This window comes from Rhodococcus sp. IEGM 1241 (genome assembly GCF_033142365.1).
In the GTDB taxonomy this organism is placed as follows: Bacteria; Actinomycetota; Actinomycetes; order Mycobacteriales; family Mycobacteriaceae; genus Rhodococcus_F; species Rhodococcus_F erythropolis.
In genome coordinates this window covers 381,783-398,840 of record NZ_JAWLSE010000005.1, presented here as the reverse complement: position 1 = coordinate 398,840, position 17,058 = coordinate 381,783, and the positions used below count along the sequence as shown (strand labels likewise).

General features: G+C 63.4%; 15 protein-coding genes. 5 read left to right on the top strand and 10 right to left on the bottom strand.

The annotated features are described in order from the left end of the window. Positions 1–9: 9 nt before the first annotated feature. Complete coding sequence (locus R4P70_RS23180) at positions 10–801, top strand: hypothetical protein (protein ID WP_042951890.1); 792 nt, start codon at positions 10–12, stop codon at positions 799–801. On the opposite strand, the gene R4P70_RS23175 is transcribed toward R4P70_RS23180, so the two are convergent. Beyond that, positions 791–2,557 carry an enoyl-CoA hydratase-related protein gene (locus tag R4P70_RS23175; protein ID WP_317831980.1) on the bottom strand — a complete coding sequence of 589 codons (1,767 nt, stop codon included), beginning with the start codon at positions 2,555–2,557 and terminating at the stop codon, positions 791–793. The genes R4P70_RS23180 and R4P70_RS23175 overlap by 11 nt on opposite strands. A gap of 180 nt (positions 2,558–2,737) precedes the next feature. Further along, positions 2,738–3,229 (bottom strand): hypothetical protein, encoded by a 492-nt coding sequence (locus tag R4P70_RS23170; protein WP_019748429.1) that lies wholly within the window; start codon positions 3,227–3,229, stop codon positions 2,738–2,740. A gap of 77 nt (positions 3,230–3,306) precedes the next feature. Between R4P70_RS23170 and R4P70_RS23165 the strand changes: the two genes are divergently transcribed. Together R4P70_RS23165 and R4P70_RS23160 are read left to right on the top strand one after the other, a co-directional pair. Next, entirely contained in the window at positions 3,307–3,648 is a 342-nt protein-coding gene (locus tag R4P70_RS23165) for a metallopeptidase family protein (RefSeq protein WP_003944783.1), read from the top strand. A gap of 106 nt (positions 3,649–3,754) precedes the next feature. Continuing rightward, positions 3,755–4,363: a hypothetical protein gene (locus tag R4P70_RS23160; RefSeq protein ID WP_020907744.1), complete on the top strand. Its 609-nt coding sequence runs from the start codon at positions 3,755–3,757 to the stop codon at positions 4,361–4,363. A gap of 17 nt (positions 4,364–4,380) precedes the next feature. On the opposite strand, the gene R4P70_RS23155 is transcribed toward R4P70_RS23160, so the two are convergent. From R4P70_RS23155 to R4P70_RS23120, 8 genes are all read right to left on the bottom strand, one after another. Then, positions 4,381–5,433: a ferrochelatase gene (locus R4P70_RS23155; protein WP_021344248.1), complete on the bottom strand. Its 1,053-nt coding sequence runs from the start codon at positions 5,431–5,433 to the stop codon at positions 4,381–4,383. Between the two features lie 84 nt (positions 5,434–5,517). Next, complete coding sequence (gene inhA / locus R4P70_RS23150; RefSeq protein WP_003944803.1) at positions 5,518–6,315, bottom strand: NADH-dependent enoyl-ACP reductase InhA; 798 nt, start codon at positions 6,313–6,315, stop codon at positions 5,518–5,520. A gap of 54 nt (positions 6,316–6,369) precedes the next feature. After that, on the bottom strand, positions 6,370–7,119 hold the full coding sequence (gene fabG1, locus R4P70_RS23145; RefSeq protein WP_007727875.1) for a 3-oxoacyl-ACP reductase FabG1: 750 nt from the start codon (positions 7,117–7,119) through the stop codon (positions 6,370–6,372). Positions 7,120–7,189: 70 nt separating this feature from the next. Beyond that, a complete protein-coding gene (locus tag R4P70_RS23140) occupies positions 7,190–8,170 on the bottom strand; it encodes a VWA domain-containing protein (RefSeq protein ID WP_003944878.1) in 981 nt (326 codons plus the stop codon). After that, a complete protein-coding gene (locus R4P70_RS23135) occupies positions 8,167–9,159 on the bottom strand; it encodes a DUF58 domain-containing protein (RefSeq protein ID WP_003944991.1) in 993 nt (330 codons plus the stop codon). The genes R4P70_RS23140 and R4P70_RS23135 overlap by 4 nt, the downstream gene beginning before the upstream one ends. Beyond that, positions 9,156–10,352, bottom strand: a complete 1,197-nt coding sequence (locus tag R4P70_RS23130; RefSeq protein ID WP_019748425.1) for an AAA family ATPase — start codon at positions 10,350–10,352, stop codon at positions 9,156–9,158. The genes R4P70_RS23135 and R4P70_RS23130 overlap by 4 nt, the downstream gene beginning before the upstream one ends. A 150-nt stretch (positions 10,353–10,502) precedes the next feature. After that, on the bottom strand, positions 10,503–12,050 hold the full coding sequence (locus R4P70_RS23125; protein WP_029255350.1) for an NlpC/P60 family protein: 1,548 nt from the start codon (positions 12,048–12,050) through the stop codon (positions 10,503–10,505). Between the two features lie 451 nt (positions 12,051–12,501). After that, positions 12,502–13,092, bottom strand: a complete 591-nt coding sequence (locus tag R4P70_RS23120; RefSeq protein WP_019748422.1) for a DUF6676 family protein — start codon at positions 13,090–13,092, stop codon at positions 12,502–12,504. 456 nt (positions 13,093–13,548) lie between these two features. Between R4P70_RS23120 and acnA the strand changes: the two genes are divergently transcribed. Together acnA and R4P70_RS23110 are read left to right on the top strand one after the other, a co-directional pair. Then, a complete protein-coding gene (gene acnA / locus R4P70_RS23115) occupies positions 13,549–16,350 on the top strand; it encodes an aconitate hydratase AcnA (protein ID WP_019748421.1) in 2,802 nt (933 codons plus the stop codon). A gap of 101 nt (positions 16,351–16,451) precedes the next feature. Beyond that, positions 16,452–17,018, top strand: coding sequence for a TetR/AcrR family transcriptional regulator (locus R4P70_RS23110; RefSeq protein ID WP_003944970.1), 567 nt, complete (start codon positions 16,452–16,454; stop codon positions 17,016–17,018). Positions 17,019–17,058 lie beyond the last annotated feature (40 nt).

Sequence of the window (17,058 nt, the reverse complement as noted above, 5' to 3'; positions counted from 1 at the left end):
TTCACGGTCATGAGTTCTCCCAGCGCAACCCTCACCGTGTGGGCAGCGTCATGGCTCGCCGGCGACGCTGCGCCGGACGACGTCATCGACGCCCTTGCCGCGTGGGCGCCGATGCACCTGATCGGCGCCGCCGATGCGGAAACCGCGGTCCGTCACGATCTCGAGTGGCCGGGAGTCACGGCTTCGGGTGTGTCCACCCTGTTGAGAATCGCCCGCTCGGAGGCTGCTGAAGTCCGCCTGGTTCTTCCTACGGCCGGCGATGTACGTGGCCTGCCCACTGGCACCGAGTTCGCGCGCGCTGCGATCGCAACGGGTGAAGGGATACAGATCGGCGCCGTCGGGAAGCCGGGAGTCGGCCTCGTGCCGTCGAAGGAAGGTCCGGACGTCTTGCGGTGGACGGTTTTCTCCATTCCCACCGTGGCGGGCAGTGCCGAATCGATCGGACTCCGTGAAGCCGAATACGAACTGCGCCAGGCTGTTCGGGACGCAGCGGAGGTGCTCGGCGGGCTTCCGGCCGTAGCCACCGGAATGCCTGGGGGCGACGCTCGTACGCTGGTCGCCGAAGCGCTGCAGGCCCAGGCCGGGTACCGCTGGCCGTCGACACTGTCACCTCGGCATCTACAGGTGATCGACACCGCCGACAACGTGGCAGCCATTCTTACCGTCGCTGCGTCGGTCTCGACCAATCAGGCCCCGAGCGTGTCCACTGCGCAGAGGCGTGACGACCTGCTGCGACGACTGTGGGACGTCGTTCGCACTGCCCGTGTCGCGTCGGCGAACAGCGTGTCGATCAGAGCTTGAGCACGAAGTTCCGGCGTTTCTCGGCAAACCCGTTGCGGTCACCGAACATGTCGATCTTCATCTCTTCGAGCTCACGCTCCTCGTAGGGCTCCACCGGATCACGTTCCAGTCGAAGACGTTTGCGCTCCAGCATCGATTCCATCCGATCTCCTTCGAGCAAGTCGGTGGCGACCTCGTGCAACCACGCCTCGAACAGATCCGGCCGTCTGGGGCCGATCGCGTCGACAAGTCCGATGTCCAAGGCTCGACGGATACCGATCGCACTGCACTCGGCCAGCAGGCTGCGGGCCTGCTGGCCGCCGACCCGAGCCGGAAGTGTGTACGTGTGCAGTTCCGAGCCGAACAGGCCCATCGTGGCGTAATGAGGATTGAGAACCACACCGTCCCTGGCCACGACTACGTCGGCTCCAAGCGGAAGCATGACCCCGCCGGCACCGGCGTTGCCTGTGAATGCCGCCACCACAACCTGTTCCGTACAGGTGACGATCGCTTTCGCGATCTCGTTGATGGCTTTGATGTTGGCCCACGCTTCTCCGGCTTGATCAGACGCGGCCTCGATGACGTTGAGGTGGATACCGTTGCTGAATCTGTCGTAGTCACCCGTCAGGACAAGGATCTTGGTGTCCTGCGCGATCGCCCAGCGGAGCCTGGCGGCCAGTCGGGCGCATTGCTTCGTACTCATCGCACCGTTGTAGAAGCGGAACGAGAGATATCCGATTTCGCCGTCGCGGTGATAGTCGGTCTCGGGGTAACGACTCTCCCAGACCTGTGGAACGAACACGTCCGGACGTACGACCGCGGTCGACGGAAGTTTGACATTGCCGGCGCCGACGAGCCGCGCATGTCCGATCCATACGGAGCCCGCACCGGTGGCGACACGTATCGCCTGGTGGAAGTACTCGACAATGGTGCCGGGCGCTGCATCGACGTGGGTATCGGGGTGAGCGTCGTAGACGTAGACCCGGTCGAGCCCCAACTGAACGGCGACGCCGGGAAACCCGTCGGCGGCGTTGACGGCGCGGACGATGCTCGACGCGTCTTCCTCCCAGCTGAAAACGCGATCGGCCTGTTTCATGCTGGGCCTCGATCGGGCCGATGCCACGGGCCGCGCAACTCGGTCCGATGGGATCGCCTGGAAGTCAGGAGTACGGAAATGTTCGACGACCTCCGTAATGCACTCCATCGCCGCGTCGGTGACCGCCTCGTTGTATACCGAAGATTTGGTTGCACCGCTCTGGAGTTCGAATGTCCGCCACGCCCACACCGCTCCGGCATCGAGTTCCTCGGCGGCCTGCAACGCGGTCACTCCCCAGATCGGTTCGCCATCCGTTATCGCCCAGTCCAGCGACGACGGTCCGCGATCACCGGGCGGGCCGGGATGGATGATGATCGTTGTCCACCGCTGCCAAATAGATTCCGGTACATAGGCTTTCAGAAACGGGCAGATGATGAGATCAAAATCTCCCGCAGACGTCGCGGCCAGCGCTGCGTCCGCGTCGGCGACGACGGCGGTGCGGACTCGGTGCCCCGCCTCGCGAAGAACAAGACCAGCCCGCTGCGAGAGACCATTGTCGGAGGTGACGAGAAGAAGCACGCTCAACGGTGGCGCGGAAGCCGCGCGTGGGCGTGAGCGCCGGAACAGCGCCGCCGTCGCCGCTCGCAGACGACCCCTGCCCGTTGCATCTTCGCGTAGCTTCGTCGTTGCTCCAGCGCTGGAAATAGCCACAGAAGTCGTGAGTGCGGCCGATTTGGGCATCGGTCTAACTTCGGGGGTCGAAACCATGGATTCCTGCTCGCATGCTCGGGTATCTGCAGCGCAGACCGAACTCCCCCCAGAGCAGGACCGCGCACCGATAGATTGATTGAGGTATTTAGGGACTTTATACCTACCGTCGGTTTGTTTCAATAGCTATTTTCAGGCAAACCGATTGATCGGTCAACCCGCAGTCTTGTGATTGATCGCGATATGGCGGTCGATGCGAATATGTTCGTCCAGCGTCGGGTAGCGCAAACCGGTGTCCTGGCTGTACCCCTGACGGCGCAACCAATCCAGGACATCGCCCCAGAACCAGATCCCCCCGGCGACCGAGTTGTACGGAATCGGGAAGGGAGTGGCCGCCTGCCGGACCCCTCGCACCCATTGTCCGACAGCCTGCCTCGTCACTCCCGCACGGTCGGCAATGTCCTGACGTGACACCAAATCGGGATGTGTCCGCTGGGGACGCACGCCTGCAGCCACCAACTGGTCGACCACGGTGATAGCCGTCGTCGCCGCTCGCATACCTTCCGAGGTGAGCGTCAGCAACTGCAGTCCACGCCGGTCCTCGACCTTTCCGCCCAAGCTCTCTTCGATCGCCTGCTCTTGCGAGACTGTCAGCATCTGAACGATGAATGTGAATTCGTAACGGTGATAGAGGTCTTCGGCCACGCAATGAACATAGCCGTAAGCTGCACTGTTTCCACATGGACACACCCGGATCCCGCCCTCGCACGCACAATGGGCAGATGATCGACGTGGACGACAGTCAGTTCGAGGACATGGTCAAGCGGGCGCTCGACAGTCTGCCCCCGAAGTTGGGAGCGGAGATGGCCAACGTCGCGGTGACCGTACAACTCGAAGGGGGACGACCGGGGTTGCTCGGGTTGTATCAGGGCATCCCACTGACCAAGAGAACCACCACGTACGCCGGCGTCCTCCCCGACCGCATCACGATCTACCGCAGGGCCATCTGTGCGATCTGCAGCACCGAAGACGAGGTGATCGAGCAAGTTCGCCGAACCGTGATCCACGAAATCGGCCACCACTTCGGGATCGGAGATCCCCGGTTGCGTGAACTCGGATGGTGACAACCGACTCATCTACAAGCCGGAAATCAGCTAGAGGTTGATAATCGGCGAATTGTCATGTCAGCTGTACCAAACCCGCAAACATTGAACACTTACAGGAGTTCGCATGGTCAATTTGATCCAGATCGCCCCGAAGAATGCCCCGACGTTTGCGATGAGCCGACAGAAGGCCGCCGAACTGCTGGGCATCTCGGTCGACAGCGTCGCGTTTCTCCTCAAGTCTCGCTATCTCCCGGATCTGGACGCCGGCCGGTTGATCTCGATGGCCAACCAACCCTGGTTGTACTCGGACGGCGACTTTCCCGTGCTGCAGCAAGGTGCATCCGAACTAGCACCGAAGAAGATGCTCCCCGCCCGTAAGTACATCGGCGAGAGCGCAATTCACTCCGACGCCGAATGCGTGGAAGCCAACCAGGGGCAGTGGGCGGGATTCAACGTCGACCATGTGCTCGGCGCCCGCTTCCTGCCTGTGACGCTGCGCAAGTTTCCGGTGTCAGTGCTGCAGATCCACGACGTCAACGACGACGACGAAGAACGAGTGTCATTTGTAGCGACCCTCGCCGGGCGAGTCCGCGAACTGGGGGCGCCCAAGCTCAACTACATCGACCCGTCACTGAGCCCCGAGGATCGACAGATCGTCGAGACGCTCCTCACCTCACGCAGCACGTCCACCGTTCCGGGACCCTGCGGAAAGCTGAAGCAGCCGAACTCCTGAGCGTCGGAAAGCTTCCGTCAACGGGGGCGCTGGACGGCCGCGCAGCAGTTCACCGCACACGAGAGACCGTTGGTGGTCGAGCCGAGCAGCGGCTCGACCCCCAGTCGCAGTGGCTGCTCGGCGTCGGCCAGTTCCCGAACGAGCGTGGGCACCAGCTGCGCAAAACGCTGATCGCGGCCGGGTGTCGCTGCGCGCACGAAATCCATACCGAGTTCGGCCGCCTTGTCCTTGGCCTCGGTGTCCAGGTCCCACACCACTTCGAGGTGATCGGAGACGAAACCGACAGGACACACGATCACGGCGCGAACGTCCTTGGCGGACAGCGTATCCAGGTGATCACAGATGTCGGGGTCGAGCCACGGAACCTGCGGCGGGCCTGATCGCGACTGCCACACCAGATCAAAATCTTCGACGCCGACGGCCTCGGCAACCAACTTCGCAGCCTCGGCAACCTGTCGGCTGTAGAGGTTTCCGCCCTCTGCCGGCGGCCCTGCATTGCGGTCTGCGGCACTCGGGACCGAATGCGCCGTGAACACCAGGCGCGCGGTATCGCGAGTCGCTTCGGGCAACTCTGCGCGGGCCGCGCGCACACCGTCGGCGAACGCGCCGACGACGAGCGGATGGTCGTAGTACTGGCGAAGTTTTGTCAGCGTCGGTGCGCCGTCACCGACGGCTTCACGGGCACGGACGATGTCCTCGTGGTACTGCCGACATCCCGAGTAACCGCCCCACGCCGACGTGGCGAACACGGCGGCATTGCGGACACCGTCCTCGCGCATCTTGGCGACGGTGTCTTCGACCATCGGGTGCCAGTTGCGGTTGCCGAAGTACACGGGCAGGTCCACGCCGGCTGCTGCCAACTCACCTTCGACCCGTTCGATCAGGTCTCGGTTGAGCGCGTTGATGGGCGAAACTCCACCGAAATGCATGTAGTGCTCGACAACGGCGTCGAGCCGCTCCGGTGGCACTCCCCTACCGCGCGTGACGTTTTCGAGGAACGGCCGTACGTCTTCGGGTTTTTCGGGACCGCCGAACGACAAAACGAGAAGAGCATCGAACTGCATGTCCATACTTGCGGTCATGAGTTCAATCTTGCGTGATGCCGTTCGGCGGGGGTCACCCGGGTACTCACCTGTGTAGTAGAAGGGGTGCTACTAGCCGACCATCGCGTGGAAGCCGCCGTCGACGTAGATGATCGACGCGGTCGTGCCGGGCAACCAATCCGAGAGAACGGTGCAGACCGTTTTGGCGACCGGCTCGCGATCGTCGACGTCCCAGCCGATGGGCGCAGCACCGTCCCATGCGGTGTTCAGCTTGTCCAACTCCGCGCCCGGACCGGTGCTGTCGCCGGCAATGGCCTTGGCGGCCAGGGTCTTGATCGGGCCGGAGGACACCAGGTTCGAGCGGATGCCGCGGACGCCGACCTCTTTGGCCACGTAACGGTTGACGGCCTCGAGGGTTGCCTTGGAGACACCCATCCAGTTGTAGAAGGGCATTGCGCGTGCCGGATCGAAGTCCATTCCGACGATGGACGCGTTGTCGTTGAGCACTGGCAGCAAGGCCTTGGCCAGTGCGCTGTACGAGTATGCGGACACCTCTAGCGCGACCGCCACGTCTTCCCACGGCGCGTCCATGAACGGGCTTCCCAGGCAGGAGCGGGGAGCGAAGCCGATCGAGTGGACCACGCCGTCGATACCCTCGGGAGCCAGCTCGCGCACACGCTCGGCGAGAGATGCGAGATCCTCCGAGCTCTGGACGTTGAGCGAGATTGCCGGCGGCACGGGCTGCGGCAGGCGCTGGGCGATGCGATCGATGAGGCGCAGACGATCGAATCCGGTGATCAGTACCTTCGCGCCCTGCTCCTGCGCGACCTTGGCCACGTGGAACGCGATCGACGAATCGGTGATGATGCCGGTGACAAGAATGGTCTTACCCTCGAGCAAACCGCCCATGAGATGTCCTCCTGATTTCAGACGTACGAGAAAGGTGTGTGTGCGAAAAGCGGGTCAGTGCCCCATGCCGAGTCCGCCGTCGACGGGGATGACTGCACCCGAGACGTATGCCGAATCGTCGGAGGCGAGGAAACTGACAACTGCTGCAACATCTTCCGGCTTTCCGGTCCGCTGCAACGGGATGAACTCGGTGGCCTTGTCCTTCACGTCGTCGCCCAGTGCTGCCGTCATGTCGGTCTCGATGAAACCCGGTGCGACGACGTTGGCGGTGATCGAACGCGAGCCGAGTTCCCTTGTCAGGGAACGAGCGATACCGACGATGCCTGCCTTGGACGCGGCGTAGTTGACCTGGCCGGCTTGTCCCGCCAGACCCACCACCGAACCGAGGAAGATGAAGCGTCCGAAACGCGCGCGCAGCATCGACCGGGTCGCACGCTTCGAGAGGCGGAACGTACCGGTGAGGTTCGCGTCGACGACGCTCGTGAACTGCTCTTCGCTCATTCGCATGATCAGTGTGTCGTCGGTGACGCCGGCATTGGCGACGATGACCTCGACCGGCCCCTGGTGCGCTTCGACCTCTTTGAATGCACGGTCGATCGACTCGGTGTCGGTGACGTCGCAAACGACGCCGAACAACCCTTCGGGGACACCGGAACCGCGGTGCGTGACGGCTACCTTGTGGCCGTCTGCGGCGAGCCGCTGAGCGACGGCCAAGCCGATTCCGCGGTTACCGCCGGTGACGAGCACCGAGCGCGGTGTGGTGACGGTCCGTTCGGAAACCACTGTCGTGGGAGGGGTAGACATGGCGATCAACCTATCAATTCTCTGCGGGCCGCGTACCAGCGGTATTTGGACAATTCGGAACTGCTCTCGATCAGGGCAGACGCTGCCTGCGTACCAGGGCAATCGTCAGACCAGCGGTCGCGAACACGACGCCGAGGACCAACCACGGTCGACTCGCATCGCCTCGTGTCGTCTCGAAACCGATCTGCTCTTCGAGCGTGTCGTACACCTGGCGCAGTTCTTCGAGGCTCGATGCCGTGAAGAAACTTCCGCCGGACAGGTTGGCGATCTCCTTCAGTGACGCATCGTCGACCGGGACGGGGATTCGGTCTCCTTCGATCTCGACTCGCCCGTATGTCGTTCCGAAGGAAATGGTCGAGATCGGAACACCCTTGTCCTTGGCCTGACGGGCAGCGGTGAATCCGCCCCGCGGATCGTCCGAGTTCTCGGGAACGGTCTGCTTACCGTCTGACAGCAACACGATGCGCGCCGGTGGCGCCTGATCGCTGCCGCCGAGAACAGCCGACAGCGTGTCGATCGACTGCAACGAGGTGAAGATCGCTTCGCCCGTCGCCGTTCGCTCACTGAGCTTGAGGTTGTCGATGGCGACCTTCGTCGCGTCACGATTCGTGGTGGGCGACACCAGAACCGAAGCGGTTCCGGCAAATGCGACCAACCCGAGGTTGATGCCGGGAGTCAGACCGTCGGCGAACGACTTCGCAGCTTCCTGCGCTGCTGCCAATCGCGTCGGCTCGACGTCGGTGGCCTGCATCGACAGCGACACGTCGATCACGAGGATCACCGTGGCACGGTTTCGCGGGACCTTCTTGTCTGCCGTCGGACCGGCAAGGGCGACGGTGAAGAACACCAATGCGATGACCATCAGAATCGCCGGAATATGACGCCACCGCCCGGGCCGCGAAGGCGCGACCTTCTCCAACAGTGCGAAGTTCGTGAACCGAAGTGTGTGCTTGGCTCGCTGCTTCTGCACGAGTACGTAACCGACCACCAACGCGGCGATGACAGCGAGGAACAGCAGCCACCACGGTGCGGTGAATTGAGAAAGACTCACGAACGAACGCCCCCAGTTCCGGCGCCGGCACCATAACTGTGTCGGCGTGCCGAGATGAATCTCACGACGTCGGCGATCCAGTCCCGATCGGTGTGCAGGGACATGAGCGGTGCGCCGCAACGACGTAGAGCTTGCCTGACCTCGACGCGGTGCTCGGCGGCGACTCTGGCGAAGTCGGCGCGCAGTTGCGGCGTCGTGGTGAATTCTCTGGTCCGGCCGGACTCGGGATCGTGGAGCACCACGTCGCCGACGTCCGGAAGTTCGAGGTCGCGCGGATCTACCACCTCGACGCCGAGCACGTCGTGACGTCCCGAAATGGCGCGCAGCGAGCGTTCCCAGTCGATCGGCCCGAGGAAGTCGCTGATGACGACCGCGAGTCCGCGCCGACGCTGTGGGCGTCTGAGCGCTTCGATCGCGCCGACCAGATCACCGCGTACCCCGTCCGGAGCGTGCGGAGTCGTCGCGATCTTGCGGAGCATCGCCTGTGCGTGAATGCGCCCACCACGGGCCGGAATTCGAGTTGTCTGAGCGCCCGTCGAGATGATGGCGCCGACGCGGTTACCGCCCGAGCTGGTCAGGTGAGTGATCGCCGCGGCTGCGGCGACAACCAGGTCGCGCTTCTCGCATCCGGCGGTCCCGAAGTCGAGACTCGCAGACAGGTCGATGACAAGCCACGTCTCGAGCTCACGATCCGCGACCGACTGGCGCACGTGTGGGTGCGTCGTCCGCGCGGTCACGGACCAATCCATCTGCCGCACGTCGTCGCCCGGCTGATACTCGCGGGCGTCACCCGGTTCGGAACCCGGGCCGGGAATCAGGCCGAGGTGATCGCCGTGCAGCACACCGTCGAGGCGACGACGAACCGTCAGCTCGAGGGTGCGCAGCGCAGCGGTGAGTTTGGGATCGCTGAGCTCGCCGGATCGGAACGACGGCGGAGAACCGGTGGATCCGGCGGGTGTCGCCTGGCCACCGTCGCGGCCTTCGGTCACTGCGGGCGACTCATCGTCTCAGCGGTCGCGATCGGCGCGCCGTTTCCCTGTGGATTGACTGTGCCCTGTGGATTCGCGGTGCCCTGTGCGTTGAACTGAGGTGCCTGCGGTGCGCCCTGCTGAGGCGGACCGGGAACGGTGGGAACCGGCCGCGCGGCGATCTGCGGCAGTCCGACGGTCTGCAGCACCCGGGCGATGACGGCGTCGGGAGTCACCTCGTCGGCCATGGCGTCGTAGGAGAGAACGAGGCGGTGGCGCAACACGTCCGGGATCACCTCGATGACGTCCTGCGGCACGACGTAGTCGCGGCCGCGGACGAGAGCGAGAGCCCGCGACGCGGCGATGATGCCGAGCGTCGCGCGGGGTGAGGCGCCGTACGCGATCCAGCCCGCGACGTCCTCGAGTCCGACCTCACGCGGCGTACGCGTAGCGGCGATGACCCTGACCACGTAGTCGACGAGCGCGTGGTGGACGAAGACGTTGCTGGCGACGCGTTGGAGCCTGACCAACTCCTCCGGACCGAGGATCTGGTGCGGCTCCGGGGCTGCCACACCCATCCGGTAGACGATTTCGCGCTCTTCCTCGACAGTCGGGTAGTCGACGAGGATCTTGAACAGGAAGCGGTCGCGCTGCGCCTCGGGGAGCGGATAGACACCCTCGTTCTCGATGGGGTTCTGCGTCGCCATCACCAGGAACGGATCGGGCATGTGGTACCGCTTGCCACCGATCGAGACGTGGCGTTCTGCCATCACCTCGAGGAGCGCGGACTGCACCTTGGCCGGGGCACGGTTGATCTCGTCGGCCAACACGAAGTTGGCGACGACGGGTCCGAGTTCGGTGTCGAACTCCTCGCGGCCCTGACGGTAGATGCGCGTGCCGATGAGGTCGGTTGGCACCAGGTCGGGGGTGAACTGGACGCGGGAGAACGAACCGCCGACGACCTTCGCGAAAGTCTCGACGGCCAGCGTCTTGGCGACACCGGGTACGCCTTCGAGGAGGACGTGCCCCTTGGCGAGAAGTCCGACGAGAATGCGCTCGACAAGCCGGTCCTGCCCGACGATGACTCGCTTGACCTCGTAGATCGCTCGTTCCAAGGTCTGAACGTCGGCTGCCAGGGAAGGTGCTGCTCCGTCCGCACTTCCGCTCGCCTTGCTTACGTCGACCGTTCCGACCGAATCTTCACGTGAGGTCACCAAGAATCCATCGCTTTCACCTAGAAAAGTACCGACAGTAACGTGTTCCCCGTCAACTATTCCAGGTAGTTGCGCTCGATGCCGTAACACCACGTCGGGAACTTGATAGTTCCCTGACAATGCGGGTGTCAGCGGCATTTCCTCTGACGGTCAGGACACCAGTCGGACGGCGTACGGCGTCATTCCGCCCCAGCGAACCGGGGAGACCATGACACTCGAACCGGATTGTGGTGCCTCGAGCATCTGCCCGTTACCGAGGTAGAGCGCCACGTGCTGGCTGGCGTTGGGGCCGTAGAAGATCATGTCGCCGCGTTTCATCTCCGAAGACGGAACCTGCGTGCCCGCGGTGTACTGATAGCCGGTGTAGTGCGGCAGCGAGATTCCGATGCCGGCGAAGGCGTAGATCATCAAGCCCGAGCAGTCGAACCCGACTTTGTTGAAGTCGCCGTAACTGTCGGCGACGCCGCCGTCACGGATGCCTCGCGTCGGACCGTTTTCGTCGCCTCCGCCCCAGGCGTACTGCACGCCGAGCTGAGACATTCCGCGGTCGATGACGGATTCGATTGCAGCGCTTCCGGTAACGGAAGGCTTCGGCGTGCTGGGCTTCGGCGTCGTCGGCTTGGGGGTGGTGGGCTTGGGCGTGGTGACCGTTTCCTCTTCGGTACCGGTCTCTTCGTCCGTGCCTGTTTCCTCGTCGGTCCCGGTTTCCTCGTCAGTCCAGGTGTCGTCGTCGTCCGGGATGACGGTCGGAGTCGGGTCTTCCACAGCGGTGTGCGGACGCTGAGCCGCTGCCAGTGCTGCAGCTCGATCCTTGGCGGCCTGGTCGGCAGCTGCGCGGGCAGCAGCCTGTGCGGCAGCTTCCTTGGCGGCAGCTTCGAGAGCCTTCTGATGAGCTTCCTCGGCGCGACGCTGCTCGTCCCACGTCGCATACGCCTGGCGTTGGCCCTGCAAACCTGCGACTGCATTGCGGGCGGCGTCGAGCTGAGCCTGAGCGGAGTTCCGCTCGGCTTCGATCGCGGCCTTCTTGGCAACCTGCTGATCGAGAGCGTTGCGCGCGATCTGAATCGCCTGCTCGGCCAGATCCTTCAGTTGTGCCGCGACCTCGGCGGCGGCGTCGGCCTGCTGCTTTGCCTGGCGGGTCGCGGAGTCCTTGTTCGCCTGCTCGGTACGTGCTCGTTGGAGACCGTCAAGCACTGCGCTCTGCGTATTGGCGAGCAGTTTGAGGACCTGCGCGCGGTCGAGGACATCGCCCGGGCCCTTGGCGTCGAGGAACGACGAGATGGACGCGGTGTTGGTGCCCTTGACGTAGCTCGAGCGTGCGTACTTGTCGAAGTCCGTCTGAGCGACCTCGATCTGCGCCGACGCGTCCTTAAGAGCTTGTTTGGTGACGCCGACGGCCTGCGCTGCGGTGTCTGCGGCGCCGCGAGCGTTCTGCAGATCCACGAGCGTCTTGTTGACGTCTTCACGCTTGATCGCAACTTCGTTGTCGAGTGCCGACAACTGTTCGTTGGCCGATGCGACTTGATTGATGAGCGCGCTGACGGTGCCGACGCTCGACGAGACCTGCGAATCGGCCGCAGCGATGTCCGAGTCACTCGGATTCGGCGGCGGCGGTGGTACGGCCGAGGACATGGCGGGCGTACCGACGATCAGGGACCCGACAACGCCGAATCCGATGACCAGTTGCGCCAGGCGCATCGACTTACGGGAAGGACCACGACGGGACTCGCCGCCACGTGTTACTTGCCTCACAAATAACTCTCCCTCGCGTGTAACGCCACGGCCCGCTGGGTCGCCGATCCGTGCGGGGAGGGAATGCGCAGACCAAGCACCGGTCGCCCACAGCCCGAGAGCTGCTCGTCGACCTGGACGTGCCGTACGAACGCCACCGTCGACACCTCGAGAACAAGGCAACCGACAAGTACGCGTCGAACAACATCAGCCTGTCTGCGACACTTCTTCCCCAAAAAGTGCCAGTTGTACCGTACGACACTCAAGCGTTCTTTGGAAACTTTAGCCACAAATAACACAAACGGTATTTGAGCTGGTCGAATGGCATGCAGGTACCAAAAAGGGCAGGTACTCACCGCAAACAACGGTGAGTACCTGTTTTCGACGAGTTACTGAAAATCTCGCAAAAGGACCAAGGTCAGACGGAATCGGCCCGGTGGTCGGAAGATGTCGCCGTTTCTGAAGTCGAGGCGACATGTCTGGTTTGCGCGTTTTCCGGCTCTCGCCGCCACTTGACGGCAAAGGTAATTCCGGCAATAACCGCAACCAGTGCGATGACAAGGACCGTGTAAAGCGTCCACGGCGGACCCGGCGCCACGATCTCGTGCGAGAAGCGGTCCGCGGTCACGCTCGCGCTTTCTCCGAAAGATCGGTCCTGCGCGGTTTCGAGCTGCACGCGACTGATCGAGTCGCTGTAGCTACCCATCCAGTCTGGGCTCAGAACGAGAACCGTGCCGCCTTCGGTTTTGCCGACCGTCGTGGCCAGGTCGCGAAGATCGGACGGCCGGCCCGGATTTGCGTCGACCACCACGACGCTCAAGTCGACACCACGTTCACGGGCGTCGGTCACCACCGCAGTCAGCCCCACAACATCGGACTCCGGGGCGGAGACGCCGTCCGTCGAAAGGTCCGCGAGCACGTCGTCGAGATCGACATCCGACGGAACAGCGACGTGCAACGGGGACTTCACGTGCACAGGCGCAAAAGCGTGATTGGTAGGAGCAGACATCTCTCATCCGGGTGCTGTTCGGATTCCGTCCACCGCTGAGATGCGGGGAGTTCTTCCGAGGTCGTTTTTCGGCGGCCGACCCGCGACGGGCCTGCATGCAGCCTACTTCAGGTCGACTGCCACCAGGCGTCACACGCAACCGCCGCGCGTGCCGCCCGAGCGGTAACTGTGGGTGTGGTCACCCAGCCAAGCCTGCGTTGCGCAGGCCCGCAGTCTGCATGAAGATTGTTTCGGTCAACTTGCCCTGAATTCTCACAGGACAAGCGTACTGTTAGACTTGGACCAAGAGGTACCACCGGTCAGGACAGGTTCTACTGCAGCTCCGATGTTCGGACAGTTCTCACGCGAACTGTGCGATTGGCGTGAGCTACGGAGGGTCTTCCCGGCCGAAGTACCTCGCTTCAGCTGCCGACACAGCCCCGTCGGTAGCGACCCTCATAGACGAGTGGAGCAGACGTGAGCACCAGTATCGATTCATTCGGAGCCAAGGGAACCCTCGAGGTCGGTGAGAACTCTTACGAGATCTTCCGCCTCTCGGCCGTCCCCGGCACCGAGAAATTGCCCTATTCCTTGAAGGTTCTCGCCGAGAACCTTCTCCGCACCGAAGACGGTGCCAACATCACCGCGGATCACATCCGCGCAATCGCGAGCTGGGATCCCTCAGCCGAGCCGAGCATCGAAATCCAGTTCACGCCTGCCCGCGTGATCATGCAGGACTTCACCGGCGTTCCTTGCATCGTCGACCTCGCCACCATGCGTGAGGCCGTCACCACCCTCGGCGGCGACCCGAACAAGGTCAACCCGCTCTCCCCCGCCGACATGGTCATCGACCACTCGGTCATCCTCGACGTCTTCGGCCAGGCCGACGCACTCGAGCGCAACGTCGACCTCGAATACGAGCGCAACGGCGAGCGTTACCAGTTCCTCCGTTGGGGCCAGGGCGCATTCGACGACTTCAAGGTCGTCCCCCCGGGAATGGGCATCGTTCACCAGGTCAACATCGAATACCTGGCGCCCACCGTCATGTCCCGTAACGGACAGGCATACCCCGACACCTGTGTCGGCACCGACTCGCACACCACGATGGTCAACGGCCTCGGCGTGCTCGGCTGGGGCGTCGGCGGCATCGAGGCCGAGGCAGCAATGCTCGGCCAGCCCGTCTCCATGCTGATCCCCCGCGTTGTCGGCTTCAAGCTCTCCGGTGAGATCAAGCCCGGCGTCACCGCAACCGACGTCGTGCTCACCGCCACCGAGATGCTCCGTAAGCACGGCGTCGTCGGCAAGTTCGTCGAGTTCTACGGCAACGGTGTTGCCGAGGTTCCGCTCGCGAACCGCGCAACGCTGGGCAACATGAGCCCCGAATTCGGTTCCACCGCAGCGATCTTCCCGATCGACGCCGAGACCATCGAGTACCTGCGCCTCACCGGCCGCAGCGACGAGCAGCTCGCTCTCGTCGAGGCGTACGCCAAGGAACAGGGCCTGTGGCACAACCCTGACAAGGAACCCGTCTTCTCGGAGTACATCGAGCTGGATCTGGGAACCGTTGTTCCCTCGATCGCCGGCCCGAAGCGCCCGCAGGACCGAATCCTGTTGTCGGAGTCCAAGACTGCGTTCCGCAAGGACATCCACAACTACGTGGAAGAGAACTACCCGACCGAGCACACCCAGCTCGACGAGGCCGTCGAAGAGTCCTTCCCGGCTTCCGATCCCGCGGTTCTGTCGTTTGCCGACGACGGAGCGGTCGACGTTCTCTCTGCTGCCAACGGTGCAGAAGGCCGTCCGAGCAAGCCGGTCGTCGTCAAGTCCGACGCCGGTGAGTTCGTTCTCGACCACGGCGCCGTCGTTGTTGCAGGTATCACCTCCTGCACCAACACGTCCAACCCGTCGGTCATGCTCGGTGCTGCACTGCTCGCACGCAACGCCGTCGAAAAGGGCCTCGCCACCAAGCCGTGGGTCAAGACCAACATGGCTCCCGGTTCGCAGGTCGTCACCGATTACTACGAGAAGGCCGGCCTGTGGCCGTACCTCGAGAAGCTCGGTTACTACCTCGGCGGTTACGGCTGCACCACGTGCATCGGTAACACCGGACCCCTGCCCGAGGCAGTCTCGAAGGCCATCAACGACAACGACCTCTCGGTCACCGCGGTGCTCTCGGGTAACCGTAACTTCGAGGGACGTATCTCCCCCGACGTCAAGATGAACTACCTGGCTTCCCCGCCGCTCGTGATTGCATACGGCCTCGCCGGAACCATGGACTTCGACTTCGAGACCGATTCGCTCGGTAACGACACCGACGGAAACCCCGTCTACCTCAAGGACATCTGGCCGTCCACGCAGGAAATCGAAGAGACGATCAAGTCCTCGATCGACCAGGACATGTTCCGCAAGTCGTACGCAACCATCTTTGCGGGCGACAGCCGCTGGCAGAACCTCGAAACCCCGAAGGGTGACACCTTCGAGTGGGACGTGAACTCCACCTACGTGCGGAAGCCACCTTACTTCGACGGCATGACGATGGATCCGGCTCCGGTCAAGGACATCAAGGGCGCTCGCGTCCTCGCACTGCTCGGCGACTCGGTCACCACCGACCACATCAGCCCGGCAGGTCCGATCAAGGTCGGTACCCCCGCTGCGCAGTACCTCGACTCCCACGGCGTCGAGCGTGCGGATTACAACTCGCTCGGCTCGCGTCGCGGTAACCACGAGGTCATGATTCGCGGAACGTTCGCGAACATCCGTCTGCGCAACCAGCTCCTCGACGACGTCTCCGGTGGTTACACCCGCGACTTCACGCAGGAAGGCGCACCGCAGGCATTCATCTACGACGCGTCGCAGAACTACCAGGCAGCCGGCATCCCGCTGGTCGTCCTGGGCGGCAAGGAGTACGGCTCCGGATCCTCGCGTGACTGGGCAGCCAAGGGCACCAGCCTGCTCGGCGTCAAGGCCGTCATCACCGAGTCGTTCGAGCGCATCCACCGCTCCAACCTCATCGGCATGGGCGTTGTCCCGCTGCAGTTCCCGGTCGGCGAGTCCGCAGGTTCGCTCAAGCTCGACGGCACCGAGACCTTCGACATCGAAGGCGTCGAGAAGCTCAACGAGGGCGTCACCCCGAAGACCATGAAGGTCACGGCGACGCGCGAGAACGGCGAGAAGGTCGTGTTCGACGCAGTCGTACGCATCGATACCCCCGGCGAAGCGGATTACTACCGCAACGGTGGCATCCTGCAGTACGTGCTTCGCAACATGATCCGGGGCTAGTCAACCGAGCCCTGCTCTAACCCACGTGGCGGACTCAGCGAGGTGCTGAGTCCGCCACGTGCGTTCAGAGCACAAAGAAAGCGCGAGACGAGGACAACAACGTGCCCAAGGTCAGTGAAGACCATCTCGCGGCACGGCGCAGTCAGATCCTTGACGGCGCCCGCCGCTGCTTTGCGGAATACGGCTACGACGGCGCCACAGTTCGCCGTCTCGAAGAAGTCACCGGTTTGTCCCGAGGAGCGATCTTTCATCACTTCAAGGACAAGGACGGCCTGTTCCTCGCTCTCGCAAGCGAGGATGCGAGCCGGATGGCAGATGTCGTCGCCGAAGAGGGCCTTGTCCAGGTCATGCGGGACATGCTCGCGCAGCCCGATCAATTCGATTGGCTGGGAACGCGACTGGAGATAGCGCGTCGACTGCGCAACGACGCCGACTTCCGCGAGAAGTGGTCACAGCGCTCCGTAGAACTGACGGAAGCGACCAGTGCGCGCCTCGCCAGGCAGAAATCGGCCGGGCGGCTCCGTGACGATGTTCCCACCGAGATTCTGATCGGGTATCTGGATCTGGTGATGGACGGCCTGGTCGCGAGAATCGCCTCCGGCCACGGCGTCGACAACCTGTCAGCGGTTCTCGATCTGGTCGAGGAATCGGTGCGGCGGCGAGATTGAGGGGCTTCGCCCCTGTGAGTGGTTGAGGAGTGCGGGGACT